The sequence below is a fragment of the Streptomyces pseudoechinosporeus genome (assembly GCF_054783935.1).
Genome location: NZ_BAAGPS010000005.1, coordinates 205,523 through 217,931 on the forward strand (window position 1 = coordinate 205,523; position 12,409 = coordinate 217,931).

Annotated in this window: 12 protein-coding genes and 1 tRNA gene; 6 read left to right on the forward strand and 7 right to left on the reverse strand. The window is 69.3% G+C overall.

Annotated elements, in window-relative coordinates; translation table 11 throughout:
- Window positions 1-65: 65 nt before the first annotated feature.
- The 4 genes from ACYVO6_RS07555 to ACYVO6_RS07570 form a co-directional block, all read right to left on the reverse strand.
- Entirely contained in the window at window positions 66-896 is an 831-nt protein-coding gene (locus tag ACYVO6_RS07555; RefSeq protein ID WP_461058559.1) for an MBL fold metallo-hydrolase, read from the reverse strand.
- The gene (locus ACYVO6_RS07560; RefSeq protein ID WP_461058561.1) at window positions 893-1,762 is read right to left on the reverse strand and encodes an NUDIX hydrolase; all 870 of its coding nucleotides are present in this window, start codon (window positions 1,760-1,762) and stop codon (window positions 893-895) included. Before ACYVO6_RS07560 ends, ACYVO6_RS07555 begins: the two co-directional genes overlap by 4 nt.
- Before the next feature lie 148 nt (window positions 1,763-1,910).
- Entirely contained in the window at window positions 1,911-2,378 is a 468-nt protein-coding gene (locus ACYVO6_RS07565; protein ID WP_461058563.1) for a RidA family protein, read from the reverse strand.
- Window positions 2,375-2,533 (reverse strand): DUF4177 domain-containing protein, encoded by a 159-nt coding sequence (locus tag ACYVO6_RS07570; protein WP_009189813.1) that lies wholly within the window; start codon window positions 2,531-2,533, stop codon window positions 2,375-2,377. Before ACYVO6_RS07570 ends, ACYVO6_RS07565 begins: the two co-directional genes overlap by 4 nt.
- 165 nt (window positions 2,534-2,698) lie before the next feature.
- Here ACYVO6_RS07570 and ACYVO6_RS07575 point away from each other — a divergent pair, with 165 nt between their 5' ends.
- Both ACYVO6_RS07575 and ACYVO6_RS07580 read left to right on the forward strand, forming a co-directional pair.
- Window positions 2,699-3,676, forward strand: a complete 978-nt coding sequence (locus ACYVO6_RS07575) for an ArsA family ATPase (protein WP_461058566.1) — start codon at window positions 2,699-2,701, stop codon at window positions 3,674-3,676.
- Window positions 3,673-4,977: an ArsA family ATPase gene (locus tag ACYVO6_RS07580; RefSeq protein ID WP_461058568.1), complete on the forward strand. Its 1,305-nt coding sequence runs from the start codon at window positions 3,673-3,675 to the stop codon at window positions 4,975-4,977. Before ACYVO6_RS07575 ends, ACYVO6_RS07580 begins: the two co-directional genes overlap by 4 nt.
- Before the next feature lie 179 nt (window positions 4,978-5,156).
- Here the strand turns inward: ACYVO6_RS07580 and wblA are convergent, their stop codons facing one another.
- Window positions 5,157-5,495: a transcriptional regulator WblA gene (gene wblA, locus ACYVO6_RS07585; protein ID WP_033321758.1), complete on the reverse strand. Its 339-nt coding sequence runs from the start codon at window positions 5,493-5,495 to the stop codon at window positions 5,157-5,159.
- Between the two features lie 408 nt (window positions 5,496-5,903).
- Between wblA and ACYVO6_RS07590 the strand changes: the two genes are divergently transcribed.
- Complete coding sequence (locus ACYVO6_RS07590; protein WP_461058570.1) at window positions 5,904-8,165, forward strand: transglycosylase domain-containing protein; 2,262 nt, start codon at window positions 5,904-5,906, stop codon at window positions 8,163-8,165.
- A 107-nt stretch (window positions 8,166-8,272) separates the two neighbouring features.
- On the opposite strand, the gene ACYVO6_RS07595 is transcribed toward ACYVO6_RS07590, so the two are convergent.
- Window positions 8,273-8,737, reverse strand: coding sequence for a GatB/YqeY domain-containing protein (locus ACYVO6_RS07595; RefSeq protein WP_461058572.1), 465 nt, complete (start codon window positions 8,735-8,737; stop codon window positions 8,273-8,275).
- A 120-nt stretch (window positions 8,738-8,857) separates the two neighbouring features.
- Between ACYVO6_RS07595 and ACYVO6_RS07600 the strand changes: the two genes are divergently transcribed.
- The 3 genes from ACYVO6_RS07600 (at window position 8,858) to ACYVO6_RS07610 (ending at window position 10,806) form a co-directional block, all read left to right on the forward strand.
- Window positions 8,858-9,784, forward strand: a complete 927-nt coding sequence (locus ACYVO6_RS07600) for a metallophosphoesterase (RefSeq protein ID WP_461058574.1) — start codon at window positions 8,858-8,860, stop codon at window positions 9,782-9,784.
- A 91-nt stretch (window positions 9,785-9,875) separates the two neighbouring features.
- The gene (locus ACYVO6_RS07605) at window positions 9,876-10,676 is read left to right on the forward strand and encodes a Pr6Pr family membrane protein (RefSeq protein WP_461058576.1); all 801 of its coding nucleotides are present in this window, start codon (window positions 9,876-9,878) and stop codon (window positions 10,674-10,676) included.
- Between the two features lie 56 nt (window positions 10,677-10,732).
- Window positions 10,733-10,806 (forward strand) — tRNA-Pro (locus tag ACYVO6_RS07610).
- A 241-nt stretch (window positions 10,807-11,047) separates the two neighbouring features.
- Here the strand turns inward: ACYVO6_RS07610 and ACYVO6_RS07615 are convergent.
- Window positions 11,048-12,364, reverse strand: coding sequence for an FAD-dependent monooxygenase (locus ACYVO6_RS07615; protein WP_461058578.1), 1,317 nt, complete (start codon window positions 12,362-12,364; stop codon window positions 11,048-11,050).
- Between the last annotated feature and the right edge of the window lie 45 nt (window positions 12,365-12,409).

Here is a 12,409-nt window from a genome sequence, read left to right on the forward strand (position 1 = left end):
CGCGCCCACGCGGCGGAGCCGCAAATCGATACAGCCCCGCGCCCCTGAAAGACCTGGAGGCGGGCCTAGATAAGCCCGTGCTCCCGCAGATAGTCCACCTGCGCCCGCACCGACAGCTCCGCCGCCGGCCAAAGCGAGCGGTCCACGTCGGCGTATACGTGCGCCACTACCTCGCTCGGAGTGCGGTAGCCGTTCTCGACCGCTGTTTCGACCTGGGCCAGGCGGTGGGCGCGGTGGGCGAGGTAGTACTCGACTGCGCCCTGGGCGTCGTCCAGGACGGGGCCGTGGCCCGGCAGCACCGTGTGTACGCCGTCGTCGACCGTCAGGGACCTCAGTCGTCGCAGGGAGTCCAGGTAGTCGCCGAGGCGGCCGTCGGGGTGGGCGACAACCGTCGTGCCTCGGCCCAGGATCGTGTCGCCGGTCAGGACGGCGCGGTCGGCAGGCAGATGGAAGCAGAGCGAGTCGGCGGTGTGACCGGGGGTCGGTACGACGCGCAGCTCCAGGCCGCCCGTCCTGATCACGTCGCCGGCCGCGAGGCCCTCGTCGCCGAGCCGCAGCGCGGGGTCGAGCGCCCGGACCTTCGTGCCGGTCAGCTCCGCGAACCGCGTGGCGCCCTCGGCATGGTCGGGGTGCCCGTGCGTCAGCAGGGTCAGCGCGACCCGCTTGCCCGCCTTCTCCGCCGTATCGACGACATGGCGCAGGTGTACGTCGTCCAGGGGCCCCGGGTCGATCACCACCGCGAGCTCGGAGTCCGGCTCGGCGAGGATCCACGTGTTCGTCCCGTCGAGCGTCATCGGGGACGCGTTCGGGGCGAGGACGTTGATCGCACGCTCAGTGGCGGGGCCGTCGAGAACCCCGCCCCGTGGCTGGCCGGGAAGGGCTGCTGCGTCCGTCATGCGGGGGCTCCACCGGTCGGGATGTGCTTGGTGAACTCGTCGTGTCCCGGCCAGGAGAGCACCAGCTCGCCGTCTTCCAGGCGGGCCTTGGCCAGGACGGGGGCCAGGTCGCGCCCGGGTGCGGCGGCGAGGGCCTCGGCGGCAGTGGCGTACGAGCGGAGCTGACGCAGGGTCGCGATGGTGGGCGGCATCATCAGGAGGTCGCCCTTGTCGTACGCGTCCGCCGCCTCCCCCGGGCGGATCCAGACGGTGCTGTCGGCCTCCGTGGACGCGTTGCGGGTGCGCTGGCCCTCCGGGAGGGCGGCCACGAAGAACCACGTGTCGTAGCGGCGCGGCTCGAACTCCGGGGTGATCCAGCGCGTCCACGCCCCCAGGAGATCGGATCGCAGCACAAGCCCCCTGCGCTCCAGGAACTCGGCGAACGAGACGTCCCGGGCGACCAGGGCCTCACGGTCCGCCTCCCAGTCGTCGCCCATGGTGTCGCCGACCACGCTGTCCGGAGTGGGGCCGGCCAGCAGCACGCCCGCCTCCTCGTACGTCTCGCGCACCGCCGCGCAGACGATCGCCTGGGCGGAGGTCTCGTCGACGCCGAGCCGGGACGCCCACCACGCGCGCGTGGGACCCGTCCAGCGGATCTGCCGCTCGTCGTCCCTGGGGTCCACACCGCCCCCGGGATACGCGTACGCGCCTCCGGCGAAGGCCATGGAGGCGCGTCTGCGCAGCATATGTACGGCGGGAGTGCCGTCGGTGTCCTTGAGCAGCATGACGGTGGCCGCCCGCTTGGGGGTGACCGGTGTGAGCCTGCCCTCCGCGAGCGCTCGGATACGGTCCGGCCACTCCGGTGGGTACCACTGCCCATTCGCCATGCGCGGAGGCTATCCCGTAGGGAGCTGATGTTCGAGAGGCAACAATCGGCTGCTACAAGGGTCGCCCCGGACGAACCAATGCCCCTGGGGAGCCCCATCGTCGACTGACCGGCGCCCAGGAGGGCCCGACCGCCCCGGAGGACCCGATTTACGCCTCCGTCAGCTCCACCTGGATCTCGACCTCCACCGGCGAGTCCAGCGGCAGCACCGCCACCCCGACGGCGCTCCGCGCGTGTACGCCCTTGTCGCCCAGGACCGCGCCCAGCAGCTCACTCGCGCCGTTCACGACGGCGGGCTGGCCCGTGAAGTCGGCGGCCGAGGCCACGAAGCCGACGACCTTCACCACGCGCGCGACACGGTCGAGGTCACCCGCGACCGACTTGACCGCGGCCAGGGCGTTCAGCGCACAGGTGGCGGCCAGCTCCTTGGCCACCTCCGGAGTGACCTCCGCACCCACCTTGCCGGTGGCGGCAAGCTTGCCGTCCACCATGGGGAGCTGGCCGGAGGTGTAGACGTACACCCCGGACTGCACAGCAGGCTGGTACGCGGCCAGCGGCGGCACGACCTCGGGCAGGGTCAGCCCGAGTTCGGCCAGCTTGGCCTCGACGGCGCTCATGCCTGCTTCTCGCGCTTCAGGTAGGCCACCAGCTGCTCGGGGTTCGGCCCGGGCACCACCTGGACGAGCTCCCAGCCGTCCTCGCCCCAGGTGTCCAGAATCTGCTTCGTGGCGTGGACGAGCAGAGGCACAGTCGCATATTCCCACTTGGTCATGTGGCCGACTGTATCCGCTGCCACGCACGGCCTCCCGCGCGCCTTGCACCCGGCCTCCCGCACGCCTTACGGCCGGCCTCCCGCGCACGTTTTCCACAGCCTCCGCCCACCCGTTGTCCACAGCCTCCTGCGTAGCCCGGCCGCCGACTGGTTAGGCTCGAAGATGTGAGCAGGCTCCAGGTCGTCAGCGGCAAGGGCGGTACCGGCAAGACGACGGTCGCCGCAGCCCTCGCGCTCGCCCTCGCGACGGAGGGTAAGCGCACCCTCCTGGTCGAGGTCGAGGGCAGGCAGGGCATCGCGCAACTCTTCGAGACGGAGGCGCTGCCCTATGAGGAACGGAAGATCGCCGTCGCTCCCGGGGGCGGGGAGGTGTTCGCCCTCGCCATCGACCCCGAGCTGGCGCTTCTCGACTACCTCCAGATGTTCTACAAACTGGGGGGCGCCGGACGCGCCCTGAAGAAGCTCGGCGCCATCGACTTCGCGACGACGATCGCGCCCGGCCTCAGGGACGTACTCCTCACCGGGAAGGCGTGTGAGGCAGTCCGCAGAAAGGACAAGACCGGGCGGTTCGTGTACGACTACGTCATCATGGACGCCCCGCCGACGGGCCGCATCACCCGCTTCCTGAATGTGAACGACGAGGTGGCGGGCCTCGCCAAAATAGGCCCGATACACAATCAGGCGCAGGCCGTCATGCGGGTCCTCAAGTCCCGTGAGACCGCCGTGCACTTGGTGGCCCTCCTGGAGGAGATGCCCGTCCAGGAGACCGTCGACGGCATCTCCGAACTGCGTGCCGCGAAGCTGCCGGTGGGGCGGATCATCGTGAACATGGTGCGGCCCGCGATCCTCGACGAGGCCGACCTGGACCTCACGCGCGAGGCGCCGCGTACGGCCATCGCCAAGTCGCTGTCCGCGGCCGGACTCGGCGGCGCCCGCCGCGGCGGGGTCGCCGAGCGGCTCGTGGAACCGCTGCTCACCCAGGCCGAGGAGTACGCCGAGCGGTACGCACTGGAGCGCGAGCAGCGGGCCGTACTCCAGGCGTTGGGCCTCCCGCTGCACGAACTCCCGCTGCTCGCCGAGGGACTGGACCTCGCGGGCCTGTACGAACTCGCCACCGAACTGCGCCGGCAGGGGATCTCATGAGCTTGGACCCGGTTCGCGTCCTGGACGTCGACCCGCTGCTCGACGACCCGAAGACCCGCATCGTGGTCTGCTGCGGGGCGGGCGGCGTCGGCAAGACCACCACCGCGGCGGCCCTCGGACTGCGTGCCGCCGAGCGAGGCCGGAAGGTGGTCGTCCTCACCATCGACCCGGCGCGCAGGCTCGCCCAGTCGATGGGCATCGACGCGCTCGGCAACACCCCGCGCCGGGTGAAGGGCATCGACGACTCCGCGGACGGCGAACTGCACGCGATGATGCTCGACATGAAGCGCACCTTCGACGAGATCGTCGAGGCGCACGCGGACCCCGAGCGGGCCGCCGCGATCCTGAACAACCCCTTCTACCAGTCGCTCTCGGCGGGCTTCGCGGGCACGCAGGAGTACATGGCGATGGAGAAGCTGGGCCAGCTGCGGGCCCGCGACGAATGGGACCTGATCATCGTCGACACGCCTCCCTCCCGCTCGGCGCTCGACTTCCTGGACGCCCCGAAGCGGCTCGGGTCCTTCCTGGACGGCAGGCTGATCCGGCTGCTGACCGCGCCGGCGAAGCTGGGCGGCCGAGCCGGGATGAAGTTCCTGAACGTCGGGATGTCGATGATGACCGGCACCCTGGGCAAGCTGCTCGGCGGCCAGCTCCTCAAGGACGTCCAGACGTTCGTGGCCGCGATGGACACCACCTTCGGTGGTTTCCGTACCCGCGCGGACGCCACGTACAAGCTCCTCCAGGCGCCCGGCACGGCCTTCCTGGTGGTGGCGGCCCCGGAGCGCGACGCGCTGCGCGAGGCCGCGTACTTCGTGGAGCGGCTGGCCGCCGAGGACATGCCGCTCGCGGGTCTGGTGCTGAACCGGGTGCACGACAGCGGCGCCGCCCAGCTGTCCGCCGAGCGGGCGCTCGCCGCCGCGGAAAATCTTGCGGAAGCCCGCATTGTCGATCAGGAGGGTGGGAAAGCTGGACTTCGTAACTCTCCCGACACGTACGGCAGTTCAGAATCGCCCGCTTCCGCCGTTCCCGAGGCTCCCGCACCCGACGCAGGCTCCCCCGCCGCGGACCGGATCGACGCCGAAGGAGCAGGGACGGCCCGAACCGTCGACCAACTCACCGCGGGCCTGCTGAGGTTGCACGCCGAGCGCATGCGGCTGCTCTTCCGCGAGCAGCGCACGCGTGACCGCTTCACCTCGCTCCACCCCGAGGTGGCGGTGGCAGAAGTGGCCGCGTTGCCCGGCGATGTGCACGACCTCGCCGGCCTGCGGGACATCGGGGACCGGCTCGCGGCCGGTGTGTAGCCGGCCGGAGCTGCGTGAGCCTCTCGGGGTCGCGTGGCCCCCTGCTGCGTACGGGACCGCGCGGCCCTGGTCGCAGACAGCGTCGTATACGGCCCGTACAGCAGTCGTATACGGCTGTGTACGGTGCTTGTAGGTGCGCGCGACCGCGGCGGTTCGTGTGACGTGACCGCGGCGAGCGGTCAGCCCACCGCCGCGTAGTGCTCGTACACCTCTTCCTCGTCGAGGGGCAGAATGCCCGCCCCCCGCTCGTATTCCGTACGCGCTGTCTCGAGCAGCCTGCGCCAGGAGGTGACGGTTGGCCGCCTGCGCAGCAGTGCGCGGCGCTCCCGCTCCGTCATCCCTCCCCACACGCCGAACTCGACGCGATTGTCCAGCGCATCGGCCAGACATTCCGTGCGCACCGGACATCCGGTGCACACTGCCTTCGCCCTGTTCTGCGCTGCTCCTTGAACGAACAGTTCGTCCGGATCGGTAGTGCGACAGGCCGCCTGCGCACTCCAGTCGGTTACCCAGCCCATACCGGCGCCGTCCTCTCCCGAATCGAGGCTCCCCCACGGCGGCAGCGGCATATTCACCGCCGCCAGTTGAGGACGTTACGGAAGGTGGGCACAGTCAACCAGCCCCTGCGGGCCCAATCTTGAATGGCCCGAATGGACTATGGGTACGCGACAGATCACCCAACGGAGTGAGCCGACGGCATACGTAACCTTCCCGGCAAACCAGGACAGTTGAGCTGCGTCACAACGGACGCCAAGTGACACATGAGGCGGATTCGGGCACGAGCCCAACAAAAAAGTTGGGAAACGACTGGAACGATTCGGGGTCGCCAGCCGTATTGATACGTAGCCCTGCTGCTGTGACAGTTGTGAGCAGCTTAGGCCAAGGCCTATACGCGTGTCCGGCGAATGAGAACGTAGGCTGCCCTCATGGCAAACAAACGCTCGGGTGGCGGCCTGTCTCCGATTCAGCAGGCCGCCAAGTTCCTAGGTGTCAGCGTGCTCGCGGGAGCCGTCGCGGCGGGCATCGCGCTGCCCGCGGCCGGCGCGCTGGGGCTGGCGGCCAAGGGCTCGGTCGAGGGTTTCGACGAGATCCCCGCCAACCTCAAGCGTCCGCCGCTGAGTCAGCGCACCACGATCCTGGACAACCAGGGCGGGCAGATCGCCACGGTCTACTCGCGCGACCGCACCGTGGTCGAACTCAAGGACATCTCGCCGTACATGCAGCAGGCGATCGTCGCGATCGAGGACTCCCGCTTCTACAAGCACGGCGCGGTGGACCTCAAGGGCGTCCTGCGCGCGCTCAACCGGAACGCGCAGAGCGGCGAAGTGGCCCAGGGCGCCTCCACGCTCACGCAGCAGTACGTGAAGAACGTCTTTGTGGAGGAGGCCGGCGACGACCCGACGCTTGTCGCCCAGGCCACGCAGCAGACCCTCGGCCGCAAGATCAAGGAACTGAAGTACGCGATCCAGGTCGAGGAAGAGCTGGGCAAGAAGAAGATCCTCGAGAACTACCTGAACATCACGTTCTTCGGCCAGCAGGCCTACGGTGTCGAGGCCGCGTCCCAGCGCTACTTCTCCACGTCCGCCAAGGACCTGAAGCTGGAGCAGGCCGCGCTGCTCGCCGGCATCGTCCAGTCACCGACCCGCTACGACCCGGTCAGCGACGAACAAGAGGCGATACAGCGGCGCAATGTGGTGCTCCAGCGCATGGCCGACCTGGGCAACGTCTCCCAGGCGGAGGCCGACGCGGCCAAGGAGAAGCCACTCGGGCTGAAGGTCAGCAAGCCGAACAACGGGTGTATTACGGCGGTCAAGGGCTCGGCCTTCTTCTGTGACTACGTACGCGAACTGGTGCTCAACGACCAGGTCTTCGGCAAGACCAAGAAAGCCCGAGCGAAGGTTTGGAACCAGGGCGGCCTGACGATCCGTACGACGCTCGACCCGCAGGCACAGGACTCGGTGCAGGCTTCGATCAAGAGCCACGTCAAGCAGTCGGACAAGGTCGCCACGGCGACCACGCTGGTCGAGCCGGGCACCGGCAAGATCCTCGGCATGGGCCAGTCGAAGCCGTACGGCTACGGCAAGAACGAAACCGAGATCAACTACTCGGTCGAAAAGAGCATGGGCGGCTCGAACTTCGGCTTCCCGACCGGTTCGACCTTCAAGCCGTTCCTGGCCGCGGCCGCCCTCGAGGAGGGCACCCCGCCGATCCAGGAGTACCCGGCGCCGTACGAGATGCCGTACCCGGAGACGGTGCAGACCTGTGATGGGAGTCCGTGGCGGAACACTGACGGCGCCAAGGTGGAGAACGAGGACGAGTCCGAGGTGGGCCCGTACCGCCTGAAGGAGGCGATGGCGAAATCCGTCAACACCTACTTCGTGCAGATGCTCGAGGACATCGGCATGTGCCCGGTGTCCAAGACCCTCGACAAGCTGGGCGTGGTGCAGGGCAACGGCAAGAAGCTGCCCATCGTGCCGTCCTCCCTCACCCTCGGCTCCACCGGTATCTCCCCGCTGACGATGGCGAGCGCGTACGCGACCTTCGCCAACCGCGGTACGTACTGCACACCGATCGCCATCGAGTCGATCGACCGGAGGATAGGCGGCCAGACCAAGTCGCTTCAGGTGCCCAAGTCGACCTGCAGCCGGGCGATGTCCGAGACCACAGCGGACACCATCAACACGCTGCTGAGCGGCGTGGTCGACTCCGGTACGGGACAGCAGGCCGGCCTCACCGACCGTGCCAACGCGGGTAAGACGGGTACGACCGACGAGCGCAGGAACGCCTGGTTCGTCGGCTACACGCCGAACATGTCCGGCGCCGTCTGGGTCGGCAGCGCCACCCAGGCCGTCAAGATGTCGAACATCACGATCGGCGGCGTCTGGCACGAGAAGGTCTATGGCGGCCAGGTGCCCGGCCCGATCTGGAAGGACGCCATGACCGGCGCCCTCGAGGGCAAGGAATCCCCCGGCTTCAACCTCGTCAACATCCCCGACGCCCCTCCCGAGGACAGGGACCGGGACCGGGACGACGATGACAACGGCGACGACCCCGGAAACGGGAACGGCGGGAACGACAACGGCGGCATCGGTGACATCCCCATCCCCGACCCGTCCTTCTCGATCCCGGAGGGCTTCATCCAAGGGCAGAGCAACGGAGGGAATGGCAACGGCGGGCGCTTCCCGTAAGCCCCTGGTTCCGTAACTCCCTTTGGTTCTACGACGGTGGGGGCGCCCCTTGGAGCAAGGGGCGCCCCCACCGTCGTATCCGTGTATGGCCGTGCAGGCCTCGGGCCTCAGCCCGCGAGCTGCTTCTTGACCAGCGCGGCGACGCGGCCGCCCTCGGCCAGGCCCGCCACCTTCGGGTTCACGATCTTCATGACCTGGCCCATGGCGCGCGGGCCCTCGGCGCCGGCCGCCTTCGCCTCCTCGACCGCCTGGGCGACGATCTGCTGGAGCTCGTCGTCGGACAGCTGCTTGGGCAGGTACTCGGCGAGAACCTCGCCCTCCGCCTTCTCCCGCTCGGCCGACTCGGCGCGACCGCCCTGCGCGAAAGCCTCGGCGGCTTCGCGGCGCTTCTTCGCCTCACGGGTGATCACCTTCGTGATCTCCTCGTCGGAGAGCTCGCGCTTCTCCTTGCCCGCGACCTCCTCCTTCGTGATCGCGGCGAGGGTCAGCCGGAGCGTCGAGGAGCGGAGCTCGTCGCGCTCCTTGATCGCGGCGTTGAGGTCTTCCTGCAGCTTCGACTTGAGCTTGGTCATGGGGTCGATTGTCGCAGGTGTGGTCCGACAACGGCCTGTTGATTTCCCACGGCACGCCTTCGGTTGCCCAAGGCGTGCCGTGCGGCTTCGTGCATACGGGTCGTCTGACACGATGGGCGTATGCGCGCGCGATACGGAGTACCCCTGGGAATCACGGCGGCCGGCGCCGCCGGTCTGCTCTACTCAGTGGGTTTCGAGGCCCGTTCCTTCCGGCTGCGGCGAGTGACGGTCCCGGTGCTGCCGCCCGGGATGCGCCCGCTCCGCGTCCTCCAGGTCTCCGACATCCACATGGTGAGCGGCCAGCGCAAGAAGCAGCGCTGGCTGCGCTGGCTGGCCGGGCTGCGCCCCGACTTCGTCATCAACACCGGCGACAACCTGTCCGACCCGGAGGGCGTGCCGGAGGTACTGGACGCGCTGGGGCCACTGATGGAGTTCCCGGGCGCGTACGTCTTCGGCTCGAACGACTACTACGGGCCCAAACTCCGCAACCCCGCCCGCTACTTGTTCGAGAAGGCGCAGGGACGACACGGGCTGAACGGCAACGCGCCCGTCGTCGGCGCGATCCACAACCCGTGGGAGGACCTGCGCGACGGGTTCGACTCGGCGGGCTGGCTGAACCTGACGAATGTCCGGGGTTCGTTGAAGATCGACGGTCTGGAGATCGAGCTGACCGGCCTCGACGACCCGCACATCAAGCGCGACCGGTACGCGCGCGTGGCCGGCGGCCCCTCCGACTCGGCCGACTTCTCGATGGGCATCGTGCACGCCCCGTACCTGCGTGTCCTCGACGCCTTCACCGCGGACGGCTACCCCCTGACCCTGGCCGGCCACACCCACGGCGGCCAGCTCTGCCTCCCCTTCTACGGCGCCTTCGTCACCAACTGCGACCTGGACACGGACCGGGTGAAGGGCCTGTCCACGCATACGTCCGCCGGGCGGACGGCGTACCTGCACGTCTCGGCGGGCTGCGGCACGAACCGCTATACGCCGGTACGGTTCGCATGCCCGCCGGAGGCGACGTTGCTGACGCTTACGGGGAGGGAGTAAAAGGGGTAACGGAATTGGTGGATTGAGGGAGCCTCCCTCGGCTGGTTCAACCCACATCGCCCCTTTTATCCGGCGAACTTAGCGTGAGGGCATGACCGCCCTCATGCCGGCCCGCATACCGGCGCCCATACCTGCGGACATGCCGGACATCCCCCGCATAGCCGCCGAGGCAGCCGCCACCAAGGTCCCCGTGGTCCCGGCGTATGCGGTGCTACCGCGAGTACGCCGCCCCCTGGCCGCCGCCTCCCGCGCACTCATCGCGTTGACGGCGGCGGCGGGCGTCACGATCACGCTGTTCGCGGGCAGCCCGCTACGAGCACTGACCCACTTCACGATCCAGAGCGGCATCCTGGCGGCGGCGGTGTTCGCCCTCTCCTCCGGGCGCGCATGGACGGCCCGCCGCCCACTCCCGCCATCGCTCACCACCGGCACACTGTTGTACGTCACTGCCGCGGGCGTGTTCCACCACGTGATCCTCGCGAACGGCTCGCCGGCCGGCGGCGTCGACCCGCTCACCGGCTGGCAGGCCCTCTCGAACCAGCTCCTCCACACGGCGCTCCCTCTCGCGGCAGCACTGGACTGGCTCCTGCTGACCCGCCCCGCCCCACTACGCCCACACCACGCGGCGGTCTGGCTCCTCTTCCTCGTCGCACACCTGACCTTCACCATGGCCCACGGCGCCCTCCTCCCGCCGAATGACCCGACCGGCTCCCCGTACTCCTTCCTGGACCCAACTCACCACGGCTACATCGGAGCCCTCAGCAACGCCACCATCCTCACCCTCACCTGTTACACCCTCGCCCTTCTCCTCATCGCCGTCGACCACATCCGCCCGGGCCCACGCCGCAGACCCTCGAAAACCGGATTTCGCCTCCAGCCACCGGTGGGCTAAAGTAAACGACGTCGCCACGACACAGCCCACTTGAGGTGGCCTGCTCAAAGCGACACCGGGGTGTAGCGCAGCTTGGCAGCGCGCTTCGTTCGGGACGAAGAGGTCGTGGGTTCAAATCCCGCCACCCCGACAGTGAAGTACCAGGTCAGGGGCCTGATCCAGTGAGTGGATCAGGCCCCTGAGTGGTTTCTGGAGGTCGTTGGGAGAGTTCGGCGTCACGGTCGGGACGCCGGCCCGCCTGGAAAGCGAGGGGCCGGTCCAGCCAGGTTGCCCTGGGATTTGCGGGCTGGTGGTGCAGTAGGGAGAGGGGACAACAGAGACTCAAAGCGAAGAGGTCTCTGCTGCGCCCGACGGCACCGGCACCCGTTCCGTCAACTCCCGGCTGAAATCAGCGCGTTGGCACCCGCCGGCACAACACTGCGGCCCGTTTCATGCGCGTAGAGCGGCGTGCGGTCGCGGAGCGCCGCGTGGACCGCCATCTGGGCGTCCCGGCGGCGCTGCGCGGGGCCGTCAGGGAGGTGGAGGACGCCGGCGTTGCCGCGGGAACCGCGCTGGATCTCGGCGGTGCGGGGGATGCGCAGCGCCTCGTAGCGAGCCAGTCGCTCCGCGATCGCGGGCAGCGGGGCTCCGGCCAGAAGCGCGGCCAGGTCCATCGCGTCCTCGATGGCCTGGTTGGCTCCCTGTGCCATGAACGGGAGCATGGGGTGGGCCGCGTCGCCGAGCAGGGTGATGCGGTCCGTGGACCAGGTGCGCAGGGATGGGCGGTCGTGCAGTGCCCACTGGTGGGTCGACTCGACCGCGGCGACGACGTCCGCGACGAGCCCGGTCCAGGTGCCGAAGACCGCGCGCAATTCGTCGGGGTCGCCCGCCCGGGACCAGGATTCGCGCGGTGGGGTACCGGTGGTCAGCGGCACGGTCGCGGCGTAGCTGAGGTACGCGCCTGATGCGACGGGGTAGCAGACGAAGTGGCCGCCAGGCCCCAGCCACAGGCGCACCAGGCGTTCGCGGGCCGCGGGCGGCAGCGCGTCCACGGGAACCAGGCCGCGGTAGATTCCCAGGCCGGAGAAGACCGGCTCGTCGCGGCGCAGCGTCTCGCGAACCGTGGAGTGGATGCCGTCCGCGCCGATCACCACGTCGGCCTCGCGGACCGTGCCGTCGCCGAAGGTGAGCCGCACTCCCTCGCCGTCCGGCCGTTCCTCCGCCGCGCTCAGCCGTCGGCCGAGGCCGAGGCTGTTCCGGTCGATCAGGGAGAGCAGGGCCTCCTGCAGGTGCGCCCTGTGGATCGTCAGATACGGCGCCGCGAACATGCGCTCGCACTCCGTGCCGAGTGGTGTGCGCGCGATGGGGCGTCCGTTCCAGCCGCGTACCTCCATCGCCTCGATGCGTACCGCGTGCTCCTCCAGAGCCGTACCGAGGCCCAGACGCAGCAGAGGGCGAATCGCGTTGGGCGACAGCTGGACGCCCGCGCCGACCTCGGCCAGCTCGCGGGTCTGCTCGTACACCACGTACGGCGTGTCGGCCGCGGTCAGCGCGCCCGCGAGCGTCAGTCCACCGATGCCCGCGCCGATGACGGCGATGTTCGGCTGCTCCGGATCCCGGGGTCGCGGCTCGGCTCCGTCTTCCCCGCCCAACTTGCCCAACTGGCCCACCTGCACGTCTGGGACCGCCTTTCGCGTCTTCGCCGTCACGTCCGTACACCGCCACGATGTGTGCACGACGTGGGCGCACTGTCA

Bases quoted from the DNA above. Each gene is read 5' to 3' on its own strand.
- ACYVO6_RS07565 (WP_461058563.1), bottom strand. From the start codon at position 2,378: ATGAGCGCCGTCGAGGCCAAGCTGGCCGAACTCGGGCTGACCCTGCCC.
- ACYVO6_RS07580 (WP_461058568.1), top strand. From the start codon at position 3,673: ATGAGCTTGGACCCGGTTCGCGTCCTGGACGTCGACCCGCTGCTCGAC.
- ACYVO6_RS07600 (WP_461058574.1), top strand. From the start codon at position 8,858: ATGCGCGCGCGATACGGAGTACCCCTGGGAATCACGGCGGCCGGCGCC.
- ACYVO6_RS07555 (WP_461058559.1), bottom strand. From the start codon at position 896: ATGACGGACGCAGCAGCCCTTCCCGGCCAGCCACGGGGCGGGGTTCTC.
- ACYVO6_RS07590 (WP_461058570.1), top strand. From the start codon at position 5,904: ATGGCAAACAAACGCTCGGGTGGCGGCCTGTCTCCGATTCAGCAGGCC.
- wblA (WP_033321758.1), bottom strand. From the start codon at position 5,495: ATGGGCTGGGTAACCGACTGGAGTGCGCAGGCGGCCTGTCGCACTACC.
- ACYVO6_RS07595 (WP_461058572.1), bottom strand. From the start codon at position 8,737: ATGACCAAGCTCAAGTCGAAGCTGCAGGAAGACCTCAACGCCGCGATC.
- ACYVO6_RS07605 (WP_461058576.1), top strand. From the start codon at position 9,876: ATGACCGCCCTCATGCCGGCCCGCATACCGGCGCCCATACCTGCGGAC.
- ACYVO6_RS07570 (WP_009189813.1), bottom strand. From the start codon at position 2,533: ATGACCAAGTGGGAATATGCGACTGTGCCTCTGCTCGTCCACGCCACG.
- ACYVO6_RS07560 (WP_461058561.1), bottom strand. From the start codon at position 1,762: ATGGCGAATGGGCAGTGGTACCCACCGGAGTGGCCGGACCGTATCCGA.